The organism is Cohnella hashimotonis, assembly GCF_030014955.1.
Lineage (GTDB): Bacteria > Bacillota > Bacilli > Paenibacillales > Paenibacillaceae > Cohnella > Cohnella hashimotonis.
In genome coordinates this window covers 7,590,594-7,603,683 of sequence record NZ_JAGRPV010000001.1, presented here as the reverse complement: position 1 = coordinate 7,603,683, position 13,090 = coordinate 7,590,594, and the positions used below count along the sequence as shown (strand labels likewise).

General features: G+C 61.8%; 13 protein-coding genes. 5 read left to right on the top strand and 8 right to left on the bottom strand.

What is annotated here, in order from left to right:
• The first annotated feature begins 123 nt into the window (after window positions 1-123).
• Together KB449_RS30345 and KB449_RS30340 are read left to right on the top strand one after the other, a co-directional pair.
• Window positions 124-1,134 (top strand): zinc-dependent alcohol dehydrogenase, encoded by a 1,011-nt coding sequence (locus KB449_RS30345; RefSeq protein WP_282911931.1) that lies wholly within the window; start codon window positions 124-126, stop codon window positions 1,132-1,134.
• A 44-nt stretch (window positions 1,135-1,178) separates the two neighbouring features.
• Complete coding sequence (locus tag KB449_RS30340; RefSeq protein ID WP_282911930.1) at window positions 1,179-2,105, top strand: AraC family transcriptional regulator; 927 nt, start codon at window positions 1,179-1,181, stop codon at window positions 2,103-2,105.
• Window positions 2,106-2,702: 597 nt separating this feature from the next.
• On the opposite strand, the gene KB449_RS30335 is transcribed toward KB449_RS30340, so the two are convergent.
• From KB449_RS30335 to KB449_RS30320, 4 genes are all read right to left on the bottom strand, one after another.
• Entirely contained in the window at window positions 2,703-5,279 is a 2,577-nt protein-coding gene (locus KB449_RS30335; RefSeq protein ID WP_282911929.1) for an ABC transporter permease, read from the bottom strand.
• Window positions 5,276-5,968, bottom strand: coding sequence for an ABC transporter ATP-binding protein (locus KB449_RS30330; protein WP_282911928.1), 693 nt, complete (start codon window positions 5,966-5,968; stop codon window positions 5,276-5,278). Before KB449_RS30330 ends, KB449_RS30335 begins: the two co-directional genes overlap by 4 nt.
• Window positions 5,969-6,077: 109 nt before the next feature.
• On the bottom strand, window positions 6,078-7,442 hold the full coding sequence (locus KB449_RS30325) for a sensor histidine kinase (RefSeq protein ID WP_282911927.1): 1,365 nt from the start codon (window positions 7,440-7,442) through the stop codon (window positions 6,078-6,080).
• Window positions 7,430-8,134, bottom strand: coding sequence for a response regulator transcription factor (locus tag KB449_RS30320; RefSeq protein WP_282911926.1), 705 nt, complete (start codon window positions 8,132-8,134; stop codon window positions 7,430-7,432). The genes KB449_RS30325 and KB449_RS30320 overlap by 13 nt, the downstream gene beginning before the upstream one ends.
• A 203-nt stretch (window positions 8,135-8,337) precedes the next feature.
• Here KB449_RS30320 and KB449_RS30315 point away from each other — a divergent pair, with 203 nt between their 5' ends.
• Window positions 8,338-8,556 carry an aspartyl-phosphate phosphatase Spo0E family protein gene (locus tag KB449_RS30315; protein WP_282911925.1) on the top strand — a complete coding sequence of 73 codons (219 nt, stop codon included), beginning with the start codon at window positions 8,338-8,340 and terminating at the stop codon, window positions 8,554-8,556.
• Here KB449_RS30315 and tadA read toward each other — a convergent pair.
• A complete protein-coding gene (gene tadA / locus KB449_RS30310; RefSeq protein WP_282911924.1) occupies window positions 8,545-9,042 on the bottom strand; it encodes a tRNA adenosine(34) deaminase TadA in 498 nt (165 codons plus the stop codon). The two genes, KB449_RS30315 and tadA, sit on opposite strands and share 12 nt — an antisense overlap.
• 199 nt (window positions 9,043-9,241) lie before the next feature.
• Here tadA and KB449_RS30305 point away from each other — a divergent pair, with 199 nt between their 5' ends.
• A complete protein-coding gene (locus KB449_RS30305) occupies window positions 9,242-10,078 on the top strand; it encodes a hypothetical protein (RefSeq protein WP_282911923.1) in 837 nt (278 codons plus the stop codon).
• 142 nt (window positions 10,079-10,220) lie between these two features.
• Here KB449_RS30305 and KB449_RS30300 read toward each other — a convergent pair whose 3' ends face one another.
• Window positions 10,221-11,081 carry a flagellar motor protein MotB gene (locus tag KB449_RS30300; RefSeq protein ID WP_282911922.1) on the bottom strand — a complete coding sequence of 287 codons (861 nt, stop codon included), beginning with the start codon at window positions 11,079-11,081 and terminating at the stop codon, window positions 10,221-10,223.
• Window positions 11,059-11,868, bottom strand: a complete 810-nt coding sequence (gene motA / locus KB449_RS30295; protein ID WP_282911921.1) for a flagellar motor stator protein MotA — start codon at window positions 11,866-11,868, stop codon at window positions 11,059-11,061. Before motA ends, KB449_RS30300 begins: the two co-directional genes overlap by 23 nt.
• Before the next feature lie 212 nt (window positions 11,869-12,080).
• Here motA and KB449_RS30290 point away from each other — a divergent pair, with 212 nt between their 5' ends.
• On the top strand, window positions 12,081-12,413 hold the full coding sequence (locus KB449_RS30290; RefSeq protein ID WP_282911920.1) for a TFIIB-type zinc ribbon-containing protein: 333 nt from the start codon (window positions 12,081-12,083) through the stop codon (window positions 12,411-12,413).
• A gap of 58 nt (window positions 12,414-12,471) precedes the next feature.
• Here the strand turns inward: KB449_RS30290 and KB449_RS30285 are convergent, their stop codons facing one another.
• On the bottom strand, window positions 12,472-12,951 hold the full coding sequence (locus tag KB449_RS30285; RefSeq protein ID WP_282911919.1) for a GNAT family N-acetyltransferase: 480 nt from the start codon (window positions 12,949-12,951) through the stop codon (window positions 12,472-12,474).
• Between the last annotated feature and the right edge of the window lie 139 nt (window positions 12,952-13,090).

Below are 13,090 nucleotides of genomic sequence, written 5' to 3'. Positions count from 1 at the left end.
TGAATCCGGAGGCCGTCCCTTACTTTTTGATAAATGATCGGGGTTTATCTTAAAGACTTCCCTGCCCGAAATGGTTACATTGAAAGGAACGCAAACTAAAGTAAACTAAAGGGTGTGGCAACGATGATCAACCAAAGCATCGCGTTCACGAAGCCGTGGCAGGTCGAGGTCCAAGAGGGAACATTCGCCGCGCCGGCGCTGGCGGCCGACGAGGTCGTCGTCAAGAAGCTGTATACGCTGATCAGCCCGGGCACGGAGCTGGCCTGCCTGTCCGGCAACGAGAGCTGGTTCGGGATGCCGGGAACGCCGGGTTACGCATCCGTCAGCGAGATCGTCGAGACGGTCGGGGATGAGCGGCGCTGGAACAGAGGGGATATCGTTTTTCATTACGGAGACCATTCCCGCTATCAGGTCGTCTCGACGCGAGGCACGTTTCTGGAGGTTCCCGCTGGCTTGGACCTGCGGTGGGTGCCGTTCACGCGCATGGCGACGGTAGCCTTCACCTCGGTACGGGTTTCTAATATAGAGCTTGGCGATGCGGTCAGCGTCACCGGGCTCGGATTAATCGGCAACATGGCGGCGCAGCTGGCCCAGCTGCAAGGCGCGGACGTCATCGGGATGGACTTGTCCGCCGAGCGCCGGCGCATCGCCGAGATCTGCGGCTTGTTCGAGACCTATGATAGCAGCTTGGGCGAGGGGAAGGCGCGGGTGGCCGAATGGACGGGCGGCGTCGGCGTCTCGACGCATATCGAGGCGACGGGACTATCCAAGGTCGCGGCCGACAGCCTGGGCTGGATCGCCAGGTCGGGAGAGCTCATCCTGCTCGGCAGCCCGCGGGGCGCGCACAACGCGGACCTGACGGACGTGCTCAACTATTGCCACCTGAACGATCGCGGCTGCATCACGTTCAAGGGCGCGCACGAGTGGCGTTTCCCGGTCGAGCCGGACCCGTTCGTCAAGCATTCCATGGTGCGCAATTCCCGGATCGTGTTCGACCTCATGCAGCGCGGCAAGCTGAAGATCGAGCCGTTGATCAGCCACGTGTTGAAACCGGAGGAAGCGCCGTCCGCGTATGAGGGGCTCCGATTCGACAAGGATCGTTATCACGGCGTCTTGTTCGATTGGCGGCAGTAGCAATCGGGACAGGATAGCGCCTTTCAAATGGGGAGTGGCGGGCGATGGAAGCTTGGATGCATACCGTCTCTCCTTTCGTGCGGGCGGTCAAAGTGTCGGAGTCCGCTGCCCTGTACGGGGAGTGGATCGATTACGACCATGTGTTTACGTATGTCGAGCAGGGGGAGGCCGACTTCATCCTGAACGGGGTGAAGTATGCGGTCAAGGAGGGGGACCTGCTGCTGATGCCGTCCTTCATGCCCCATATTATCCGCTCGGCTTCGGATATTCCTTTGATTCAGTGGGTTTGCCACTTCGATCTTTATTATGACAAAGAGCGGAGCACGTGGAGAGAGCTTGGCACGATGACGGACAGGCAGCGGGCGGTCGCGGAAAAGGAGACGGCGCTGGCATCGATCGTGCCGATCGCCCATGTGCGGCCGCAGGACCGGTTCGAGCTGAAGCGCAGGCTCATGACGATGCTACAGGTGCATGCCGACGGCGGCGGCCCGCACGGATCGCTTTTGCTGAAGGCGCTCTGCACGGAGCTGTTGTACGCGTTCTTCAAGTGCCAGGCCGAGGGGCAGGGCCGCGAGGGGAAGATGACCAGAAGCTGGGTGTCCATCGAAAAAAGCCTGGCCTACATCAACAAGCGCTACGGGGATCCGCAGTTGGATAATGCCGGCATCGGCGCGCAAGCGGGCATTTCCGCCAATCATTTGTGCGCGCTATTTAAGGATCAGCTCAAGACCACTGTCCACAAATACGTGACGCACGTCCGGATCGAACAGGCGAAGCTGCGAATGCTGGAGAGCCGGCTGACGCTGACCCAAATCGCCGAGGACGTAGGGTTCTCCGGCATTCATCCGTTCAGCCGGGCCTTCAAAGCGAGCGTGGGCGTGACGCCCAGCGAGTTTCGGGCTTCCGGCGCGAAGCGGCGGGGCAGCGATATCGCTGCCTCGCATTTTGGGAGCAAGCAGGGCGAAGCGTGAAGCCCAGGCAAGCGGCGGGCGAATGGGGGCCGTGCGGGTGAGGCCTGTACGGGTGAGGCCAGTGCGTGCAGGTGAGGCCTGTGTGTGCGGGAATAGCGCAATATTGCGCTATCTTGAGTCTCGCGTGAGTGCGAGCGGGTGATGTGAGGCCTGTGTGTGCGGGAATAGCACAATATTGCGCTATCTTGAGTCTCACGTGAGTGGCGAGCGGGCGATGTGAGGTCCGTGTGTACGGGAATAGCGCAATATTGCGCTATCTTGAGTCTCACGTGAGTGGCGAGCGGGTGATGTGAGGTCCGTGTGTACGGGAATAGCGCAATATTGCGCTATCTTGAGTCTCACGTGAGTGGCGAGCGGGTGATGTGAGGTCCGTGTGTACGGGAATAGCGCAATATTGTGCTATCTTGAGTGTCGCGTGAGCGGAGGGCGGGCGATGTGAGGTCCGTGTGTACGAGAATAGCGCAATATTGCGCTATCTTGGTGCGACGACGGGTGGGGGAGCGCCGTTTACGGCGTGCAAGCTGTATAGTCTCGAAATGCAAAAGGTACGAAGCAGGAAACGCCTCTGCTTCGTACCTTTTGGTCTATTTCTAAGACTCACGCCTCTTCCCGAAGCTCCTCCACGACGCTCGCCTTGGCGATCTTGCGCAGCGGGCCTTGCACGGACAGCAGTCCGACGCCGAGCGCGAAGACGCAAGAGATGGCCGCGCCCGTGACGGGGAACGAAAACGGGATGCCCTCGATGTTATTCATCTGGCGGTACAGCAGGAAGCAGATGCCGACGCCTAGCAGCAGGCCCCAGAAGGAGCCGATGACGCCGAACCAGACGCCCTCGAGCGTCGCCATGCGCCGCAGCTGCTTCATCGTCATGCCGACCGCCTGAAGCAGGCCGAATTCCCGGCGGCGGAGCATCAGATTCGTCTGCACCGTGTTAATGATGTTCAGGCTGCCGATCAGGCCGATGACGGCGAGGAAGCCGTAGATGAAAATTTTCATCTGTACGTTGAACTGCCGCGTCTGCCGCTGCTCCTCGACAAAGTCTACCAGCCGGATGGACGGGTCTTGATCCGCGATCGCTTGCAGCGCCTGCTTGACAGGCTTGCCGTCCGCGCCGTCGGCCAGCGCGATGTCGAGGCCGCGCAGGGCGGTCCCGTAAGGCGCCTTGTCCGCCGGCACGTCCTTGAGCAGCGCGGCGTACGTCTCTTTGGTGCCGATGACGTACAGACTGTTGTCCTGCAGCGTGGGGTTGAACGGCGCCTGGCTCAGGATGCCGCCGACCTTGACCTGACGCATCAGGGGCTTCTCCTGATCGCCGAAGTTCAGGGAGAGCGTGTCCCCGATCTTCAAATCGGAGAGGTTCAGGTTGATCTTCTTGTTTTCCGCGATGACGAAAGGCTTCACCCGCTGGACGATGAGAACGGCGCCGGCCTCAGACAGTTTCGCCGGATCGGCGGTGCCCGAGACGAGATACGGAACAGCCTGCTCGAGACGCGCTTCATCGTATAGCGTCGTATAGGCGGGCACGAAGCGCACTTCCTCGCCGCCGAGCGTCGACTTGGCGAAGACGTCGTCGCCCATCGCAGAGAGAAATTCGCGATTCAGTCTCGATGTCGGCAGGTAGACCGTCGCGTCCGGCATGTTATAGCGGCCGTAGACGTGCTCTACGCCCGATAACGCCGCGATGTCCGCAACCGTCTTTGCGTCGAACGCGTCTTCCTTTGACTGAGAGACGTTGCCGGACTGATCGCTGTCCGAAGTCTGCGTCTGCGTGAAGGAGGACAGCATCTGAAAAGCGACCTGGTCGTCCCGCGAGTCGTTGACGGCCACCTTGAACGCTTCCTGCGCAAAGTAATGGAATACGATAAACAGCGTGATGCTGACGACGATCGAGAAGGCGGTGATCCGGAACTTGGAGCGGTTGCGCCGGATGTTCTTGGACGCCATGTCGCCCTCGATCCCGAGCATGCGAAGGACGGAAGGCAGCCGGACGCGCCTGTACGTCTCGCGCACGATATTGCCCGTGCCGCGGACCGCATCGACCGGCGATACGCGGCTCGCCTTGCGAGCGGGCAGCCAGGCCGCGAGCATTACCGCCAGCAGGCCGACGATCGCGCTGCCGGCGATGATCCAGGCGTGCAGCGTCAGCTTGAAGCCTTCGAAGGTGAGGATGTCCGCGCCAGCCGCAGTCATCAGTTCAAGCACGAGCCAGAGTCCGCCGTAGCCTACGACGAGACCGGCGGGGATGCCTAACGCCGCCAACAGGCCGGCCTCGCGGAACACGATGCCGCGCAGCTGCGACGGCGTCGCGCCGATCGTGCGCAGCAGTCCGAAGTGACGCATGCGCTCGAGCACGGCGATGTTGAAGGCGTTGTAGATGACGGCGATCGTCGACAGGACGACAAGGCCGATGAGCACGCCGAATATGACGATCAGCGTCATGTTCAGGCCCCGGTCGGCGGTCTCCCCCTTCAGGGCGAGCAGCTGCGTATTCGTGCCGAAATAGCTGTCCGGCCCCAGCTTCTCGAATTCCGGCAGATGCTTGCTGATGTTGACGCCTTTCTTAAATACAGCCGCGACGGACAAATGCGTACCGGGCACGGCCGTAAGCGCAGCTTCGTCGCTGATCCAGGTGTAGGCGCCGCCGGTGCCGTAGGTCATATTGTTGCGCTGATTGTTGAGAACGCCGACGATGTCGTACGTCTGTCTGGTGCCGTCGGGCTTCGCGAGCTCGGCTTTGCCGCCGAGTCCCGGCGTGCCCGGAAGCTGGGCGAGCGCCCACTCCTCGACGACGGCTTCCCCTGCTGTCGAGGGGAACCGCCCCTTCAGCAGATGGATCGGCGCCAGCTCGATGCCGGCGGTCGTCGCCTCCGAGAGCTGGAGCGTGTAACCCTTCGCCAGTTCCGTAAGCTCGCCTTTGCGTATCGCGCCGGCCTTCTTGATGAGCGCATGATGCTGCAGCGTCTCCAGCAGCTCAGTCGTTGCGGAGCTGTAGCCGATCTCATAAGCGCCATAGTCATAAATCGTCTGATCGACCACGTTGTCCTTCATGCTCTGGCCCATCGTGGCGAGCGCACTGATGAGCGCGACCGAGAGGAGGATGCCGACGATCGTCAGGACCGTACGCCTTTTTTGCTGCTTCAGATACTTGCCTGCGAGCGCGCCGTAGCCGTTCATTGGACCACGCCCCCGCGGCTGTCGCCGACGAGACGGCCGTCCTGCATGCGCAGCACCCGGTCCGCTTCGGCGGCGACGTTCATATCGTGCGAGATGATGACGACGGTCTGGTGGAATTGGCGCACGGCCAGCTTCAGCAGCTCCAGCACCTCGCGCCCGTTCGCGCTGTCGAGGTTGCCGGTCGGCTCGTCGGCGAGCACGATGGCGGGACGGTAGGCGAGCGCCCGGCCGATCGCGACGCGCTGCTGCTGGCCGCCCGACAGCTCGGAGGGCAGATGCTTGCGGCGCTGGCCGAGACCGAGCGTATCGATCAGCTCGCGGATATAGGCCTTATCGGGCTGACGATGGTCAAGCAGAAGCGGGAGCATGATGTTCTCTTCGACGTTCAGGACGGGGATCAGGTTGTAGGATTGGAAAATGAAGCCGATCTTGCGCCGGCGGAATACCGCCCGCTGCGACTCCTTCAGCGCGTAGAGATCCTCGCCGTCGATGCGGACGACGCCGCCGGTCGGGCGGTCGAGACCTCCGAGCAGGTGCAGCAGCGTGCTCTTGCCGGAGCCGCTGGCGCCGACGATGGCGACGAGCTCGCCTTGGGGGATGGAAAACGTGACGTTGCGCAGCGCTTCGACGAGCGTGCTGTCTTTGCCGTAGGACTTGCTTAAGCCGGCAGCTTCAATGACGTTATTCATAGGGTGGATCATCCTTTCCTCGCGATTGCAGTCTAACTGATCACGAGGTTCAGTATAGGGGCTCAACCTTACAGGAGAAGGGGCCGCCGCTTACAGATCTGTAAGGAAGCTACGAAACGGGCAGTTGCGTCAACGGAAGGGTCAGCGTGAAAACCGTGCCGCCTCCCTCGGCCTTCCCGGCCGACAGCATCCCCCCGTGCCGCTCCGCGATCGTCTTGGCGAGGGGGAGACCGAGGCCGACGCCGCTGCCCCCTGCCTGGCCGGATGCCGCGCGATAGAACTTCTTGAAAATATGCGGCTCGTCTCGCGCATCGATCCCGGCGCCTTGGTCGGTCACCCGCAGGCGGACAAAAATCGGCGTCGTCTCCCAAGCGATCTTCACGACGCCGCTCGGCGGGCTGTGCTCGACCGCGTTCTTGACGAGATTGGCTAACGCTTCCGACAGCCATCTCGGGTCGTGCGGCACAACGACCGGCTCGGCCGGCCCATCAAGGGAGATCTCCACCTTCCGTTCCTCGGCAAGGCGACCGATCGCATGCGTCGCCATCCGTACCGTGTCGGCCATCGGCGCTCGTTCGAGCTGCATCGGGAGACTGCCCGCTTCCAGCCTGGCGAGCTTCAGCAGCATCTGGATGAGCCAATCCATGCGCTCCAGCTCGCGTGCGCACGTCCGCAGAAACTCCTCCTGCTCCGCCGGACCGATCCCGCCGCCCTGAAGAAGCTCGACGTAGACCGTGAGTGAGGCGAGCGGCGTCTTGAGCTGGTGGGAAATGTCCGCGATCGTATCGCGGAGGAAGTCCTTGTCCCGGCTCAGCTGCGCGATCGTCTCCTGCAGGCGCAGCGACAGCTCCTGGACCTGATGCGCCAGGAGCCCCAGCTCGCCTTCGGCGTAAATGCGGAACTTCATCGGCCGGTTCTCCTTGACGGCCGCCTCCAGCGAACCCGCAAGGCCGCGCACTTCGGCCAGCTGCTGCCGCGATTCGCGCAGCAGGGCGAGCAGCAGCGCGGCGAGCAGCCCAAAGACGCCGACGGCAAGCAGCGGCCACTCGCGCGAACGCCGCCGTTCTACGAGCGGGACCAGCGCGGCGTCCAGCTCGCCGTCGATGCCGTAGCGGGCGGCGAGCTCGCGCCCAATCGCTGCCTCCGCTGGGGTGGCGTCGCCCGCGCCGAGCTGCCGGGCCCAGGCCTCGGCGAGCGCCGGGTCGCGCGCCGCAAGCGCGCCCAGCGCAGCCGTCTCCCGGGCGATCCACTCCTTGCGCAGCCGGTCGGCGCTGTACGCCGAGTACGCCCACAGCAGGAGCGCGGCCGTTCCGAAGGCCAGCAGGAAAATGACAACCAATCGCCGGACGCCCGCGCTGCGCCACATGCGCCGCCAGCCTGGCTTGAACGTGCGGACAGGCTTGTCCTGCGCCGACGCAGCATTCTCGCCCGCTTCTTGTCCACCGTCACGCTGGCTGTCCGCTATCCGTTCCATTTGTACCCCGCGCCGCGCACGGTCAGTATTTTTTGCGGCTGCTGGGGATCGTCCTCGATCTTCTCCCTGAGCCTGCGGACATTGACGGCGACCGTGTTGTCGTCGATGAACGCCCCGTCGTGCTGCCAGAGCTGCCGCAAGATCTGCTCCTTGGACAGTACGGCGCGCGGATGGGCCATGAGCAGCGACAGCAGCCTGAACTCCGTCACGCTGAGCGTCACCTCGCTTCCGTCCTTGAGCAGCCGCATCTCCGCGGGATGCAGGCGCAGGTTGCCGGACGACAGCCCCGGCTCTTCCCCCGACCTCGGATCCGCTGCCGGGCCTCGCCGCCTTAGCACCGCGTGAATCCGGGACAGAAACTCTCGCAGCCGGAAAGGCTTCGTAATATAATCGTCCCCGCCCAGATCAAGCCCCCGCACGACGTCCAATTCCGTATCGCTCGCGGTCAGAAAGACGATCGGCGTCTCGTTCCGGGCTCCGCGGAGCTCCGCGCAGAAGTCAAAGCCGCTCCCGTCCGGAAGCTGGACGTCCAGCACGATCAGATCGAAAGCCTGTCCGCCTCCGGCTACCGCAGACCTGGCCTCGGCCAGTTTGTAGACGCCGGTCACGTCGAAGCCTTCCTGCCTCAGCGTGAACGCGATGCCGCGATGCAGGGAGGCGTCGTCCTCGACCAGCAAAAGATGTCGATTCACGCGCGAAGCTCCTCTCTTTATTCCGCACAGGCTGCGAAATTTGAAAGAAAATAGGTGTCAAAAAATGAGAGAAATTTACTCGTTTTGCTCGACATTATTCAACATTAATCGAAAACTTCTTCATTTATAATAAGTATACTCATTCGCACGGTTGCAAGGCTGCTTATGCATCTTAGCGATCACTACAGAAAGGGGCTGAACCATTGGATCCCCACCCGTTAATCTATCGTCTCGAGCTGCTCCAGCGCAGGCTGTGCGAGATGGCCTCCCAGCTGGACAAGCTGACCGATCCGGAGATCGTCGCCGTCAGCGAAGAGGCGGACCGCCTCATCGTCCAGCTGCAGCGCATGCATATGGAAGGGCAAAGCCTGAAGAAAATCGAAGCCAAGTCCGACGGGGAGCCGCCGCCTTCACTTTCTTGATCGCAGCCGCCTGAAAAAAAGCCTGAGCAAATCTGCGCACGGCTCCTGCAGCACACCTGAGGTCCATTCGGCACGATGGTTGAAGCGCGCGTCCTGCAGCAGATCCATCAGCGTGCCCACGCAGCCCGCCTTCGGATCCGGAGCGCCGTACACGACCCGTTCGACGCGGGACTGGAGAATCGCGCCGGCGCACATCGGGCAGGGCTCGAGCGTCACGTACAGCGTGCAGCCCAGCAGGCGCCAAGCGCCCAGCGAGTCGCTGGCTTGCCGTATGGCGACCATCTCCGCGTGAGACGTGGGATCGAGGCTCGTCTCCCGCAGGTTATACCCCGCTCCAACGATACGCCCCTCCTTGACGACGACCGCACCGATGGGCACCTCGCCTAGTTTTTCCGCCTCCTCCGCTTGCTTGATCGCTTCCAGCATCCACTTCTCGTCTTCCGTCACGTACCGTGTTCTCCTCTCACTCGTCCCGCGAACATGCATTCGTTGTTAACATGGTGTGTATAGATTTGTGGATAACTCGGGGCTTTTCCACAGAGTTATTCACATATTGTGCAAGGGTGTGGGTATAACTGATTTTTATTGTAACAGAGTGCAAAAGAAGTTCAAATGAGCGGCCGGACGCGAATATACATAGGCGTGTAGACGAGCCGCCCTGGTGGCGGAGGAGGGGGCATGCGAATTGAGAAAAAGGGGATGGACGGAGCGGTTCAGGCAGGCGACCGATCTGACGGCCGCGGGCAAGACGCCGATACTCGGCGCTGCTCGCTGCACGGCGGAGGAGATGCGGGGCTACGTCGCGCGGCGCAATCCCGAGGCGCCGGACCTGGCCGTGCGTTATCTCGAGGCGGGCGAGCGGCACGGCTTGCGCGGGGATCTGGCATTTTGTCACGCCGTACACGAAACGAATGCGTGGCGAGGGAGAGGCGTAGAGGAGCTCGGCTGGGGAACCGGCGGGGCGGGCGTAGAAGGGGTGGGATGGAGCCGTACCGACTCCAAGGCAGAAGCGATTGAGCAAGCCGTCGAGTCGCATATGCTGAGGCTTGCGCGGTACGCCTCACCCGAGCGGTTCGTACATGGATGCGAGCCGGCGGAGAACGCCGCAGGGAGGTCCGCCATTTATCGGAAGTGGACTTATTGGGAGGACCTGGACGGCATCCTCCACCCGGTGCGCCGGGACGGCAGCGGTACGGTGGCGATCTGGCGGCGGATGCTGGAATGGGCAGGCAAAGGAGGAGAGAGCCGAATGAATGGCAATGGGAATGGCGTCGGCGAAGCGGAAAAGAGAGCCGGAGGTGGAGCGCAGGACGAGCTTCGTACGGGCATGAGCGTGGCGGACGGGGCAGAGCTGCAGTGGCTGCTCGCGCGCGGATTGGTACAAGGACCGGCGCCGGCCGCGGGCAGGGCGGTGACCTGGGCGGAGCTGGCGGGCCTGCTGCGGAGATGGGAAGCAAGCGCGGGGGCGCAGCGCTTGGAGCCTTCGGCGCCCGAGGCGGAAGCGAAGGAGCAGGTGGACTGAGCGCTCGGGGAAGCGGTGGCGCTGAACGGCGCCATCGCCTGCTCTGCGAGAGGCGCCGCCCTCGCGTCGACCGGTCGCTCCCGGCTGACTTCAAATACATAAAAACCCCCTTCCGTCCGAAGACTGAAGGGGTCTTAAGCAGTTAATTGACGCTGATGGCGGAGGCTTCGTGCGCGATGGCGTCCAGCTTCATGCTCTCCGTCGTGTTGTCGGTGTACTTGCGCAGGATCGAGACTTCGACGCGGCGGTTTTTGGACCGGCCGGCATCGGTGTCATTCGAGTCGAGCGGCCGATATTCGCCATAGCCGATCGCGCTGAATTTGCGCGGGTCGAAGGCCTGGTTTTCCAGCAAGATCTTCATGAAGTTGATCGCGCGCTTGGAGCTGAGTTCCCAGTTGGAGGCGAATTCGAACGTGCTGATCGGCTGGTTGTCCGTGTGTCCCGATACGATGATCTCATAGTCGGGATAGGCCTTCAGCATGTTGCCGATCGCGACGGCCAGCTTGCGTGCCTCCGGCTTCACGTTGGCGGTGCCGGACGGGAACAGCGCGTTGTCCCGGATCGTGATCATGAGCTGGGACTGGTTCAGGTTGGTCTCGAGCTGGCTCGACAAGCCGCCTTTTTTAATATATTGGTCGAGCTGCTTTTTCAGCTTCTCGAGATTCTCCTGCTCCTGCTTGGCGAGCGTCTGGCGGGCGCTCTGCTCCGTACGGGTCAGCGAATCGCGATCCTTGTTGGTATCGGCTTGCTGTTCGCGCTGCCGCTTGCCCAGGTCGTTGGCGTCGCTCTGGACGGCGGCGGACTTGTCCAGGATGCTGATGCCGGAGGAGAACGCGGTCTTGAACGCCTGGCTAAGCTCCTCGAGCTTGGAAACGTTGACCGAGCTCGCCGCGTACAGCACGATGAACAGCGCGAGCAGCAGCGTCATGAGGTCGGAGTAAGGGAGGAGCCAGGATTCGTCCGCGTGCTCCTCGTGTTCTTCATGCCGATGCTTTTTGCTCACGGTCCGAATCCTCCTTCTGGGCCATGGCCAGACGTTCGGTCGGCGTCAGGAAGACGGACAGCTTCTGCTGGATGGCCGTCGTTGATACGCCGGACTGGATGGAGAGCAGGCCTTCGACCATCATCAGCTTCAGCTGCACTTCGCGCTTGGACAAGCGCTTAAGCTTGTTGGCGATCGGATGCCAGAGGACGTAGCCGGTGAAAATACCGAGTACGGTCGCGACGAACGCGCCGGCGACGGCGTGGGCGAGCTCGCCCATATCCTCAAGGTGACCGAGCGCGGCGATCAGGCCGACGACGGCCCCGAGTACGCCGAGCGTCGGCGCGTACATGCCGGCTTGGGAGAAGATCAGGGCGCCGGATCTGTGCCGATCCTCGGTTGCCGAGATGTCCTCGAGCAGCACGTCATGCACGAAATCCTGGTCGTTGCCGTCGATGATCATGCGCATTCCGCTTTTCAGAAAAGGATCCTCGATCTCTTCGACGCGGGCTTCAAGCGCCAAGAGGCCTTCGCGGCGGGTGATCGAAGCCCAGTCGACGAACATGCCGATGACTTCCTGGCGGGAGAGCAGCTTCGGCTCGGAGAAGATGAGCTTGAAAAGCTTGGGGACCTTCGCGAGGTCGCGCATCGGGAAGGCCATGCAGACGGAAGCGATCGTGCCTGCGACGATAATGACGTATGCAGCCGGATTGCTGATCAGCGATCCCAGCGGCGCGCCCTTCAGGATCATACCGATGATCAATGAGGCGAAGCCAAGCACGAGTCCGATTAGCGTAGAGTTTTTCATATGGTTCGCACCCCGAATGTTCTATAGATTTCTAGTCCTGGCGGAAGAGGGCCCTTCAGCGACACGGTAATAGGTTTATCGACATTTTCCAACCAAACTGTTAGAGGTTGAAGATATGTTTTTGTGAATAAAAAAAGGCGGCGCAAGGCAATCTGCAACCGATAGCGCATTCATCCGTAGTAGTGGAAAACAGGCAAAGGAGGCAGATCAAGTTGAATTGTCCGATTTGCGAGGATTCGCGCATGCGCGAGGTGGAGAAAAACGGAATTCTGATCGACGTTTGCCCGAGCTGCAAGGGCGTCTGGCTGGACCGCGGAGAGCTGGACAAGCTGATGAACGACGTACGGGAAGTGCGCGCCGAATACAACGAGTGGCATTACCGGGACGACGATGACGATCGCAGGCGCTACGCCCAGCAGTCGAATTACCCGCCGCAGCCGTCCTACGATTCGCACCAGCAGCCCTATGGCAAGCACAACAGCGATTATTATAAGAAAAAGAAGAAAAAGAGCGTTCTGGACGTCTTCGGCGACCTGTTCGACTAGTACGAAGAAAACCCGCTGCATCGGATGGATGCGCGGGTTTTTCTATGCGACGACGGCATTAACCGCCGAACACCATGCAGTAGACGTTGACCTCGCCTTGGGTCGATTGGCGCGAATATCGATCCGTGCATTTAAAGCCTGCCTTTTCATAGGCCCGAACCGCCCTCGTATTCCAGGTCTCGACCTCCAGGTCGATCTGCGCGCCGGGATAACGGCGTCCGGCTTCCAGCGCGATCGCGCGGGCAAAGTCGGCGCCGCCGCCATTCCCGCAGCGGTCTGGACGCATGCCCATCCCGAGACGTACGACACCCTCCATCGGAAAGAACTGGGCATATCCCACGAGCGCGCTGTTTTCGTCACATATAGAAACGTACTGCCGCCTGCGGATCTCGGGGTCTCCGAACTCCTTGCCGCTGCGGGTCATGGCATGCCAGGACGGCCAGCGGAACTGCTCGTACGGCGCGGGGTAGCGCCATTCGCATATGGCCGCGGCGTCCGATTCGGACATCGGCCAGATATGGAATTGCGGCTTGTTCATCGCGGCGGGCCCCCTAGCTGTCTGATCGTTACTCCGTGGAGTGAAGCTGTCCGGTATCTATTATAAAGGGGAACGTCCGGACGGGACAGGGCGCGAAGACGCATCGGCGATCAAAATCGGCGACAGGAACGGCCAAATG

Bases quoted from the DNA above. Each gene is read 5' to 3' on its own strand.
- KB449_RS30335 (WP_282911929.1), bottom strand. From the start codon at position 5,279: ATGAACGGCTACGGCGCGCTCGCAGGCAAGTATCTGAAGCAGCAAAAA.
- KB449_RS30340 (WP_282911930.1), top strand. From the start codon at position 1,179: ATGGAAGCTTGGATGCATACCGTCTCTCCTTTCGTGCGGGCGGTCAAA.
- KB449_RS30345 (WP_282911931.1), top strand. From the start codon at position 124: ATGATCAACCAAAGCATCGCGTTCACGAAGCCGTGGCAGGTCGAGGTC.
- KB449_RS30330 (WP_282911928.1), bottom strand. From the start codon at position 5,968: ATGAATAACGTCATTGAAGCTGCCGGCTTAAGCAAGTCCTACGGCAAA.
- tadA (WP_282911924.1), bottom strand. From the start codon at position 9,042: ATGCATGTTCGCGGGACGAGTGAGAGGAGAACACGGTACGTGACGGAA.
- KB449_RS30325 (WP_282911927.1), bottom strand. From the start codon at position 7,442: ATGGAACGGATAGCGGACAGCCAGCGTGACGGTGGACAAGAAGCGGGC.
- KB449_RS30285 (WP_282911919.1), bottom strand. From the start codon at position 12,951: ATGAACAAGCCGCAATTCCATATCTGGCCGATGTCCGAATCGGACGCC.
- motA (WP_282911921.1), bottom strand. From the start codon at position 11,868: ATGAAAAACTCTACGCTAATCGGACTCGTGCTTGGCTTCGCCTCATTG.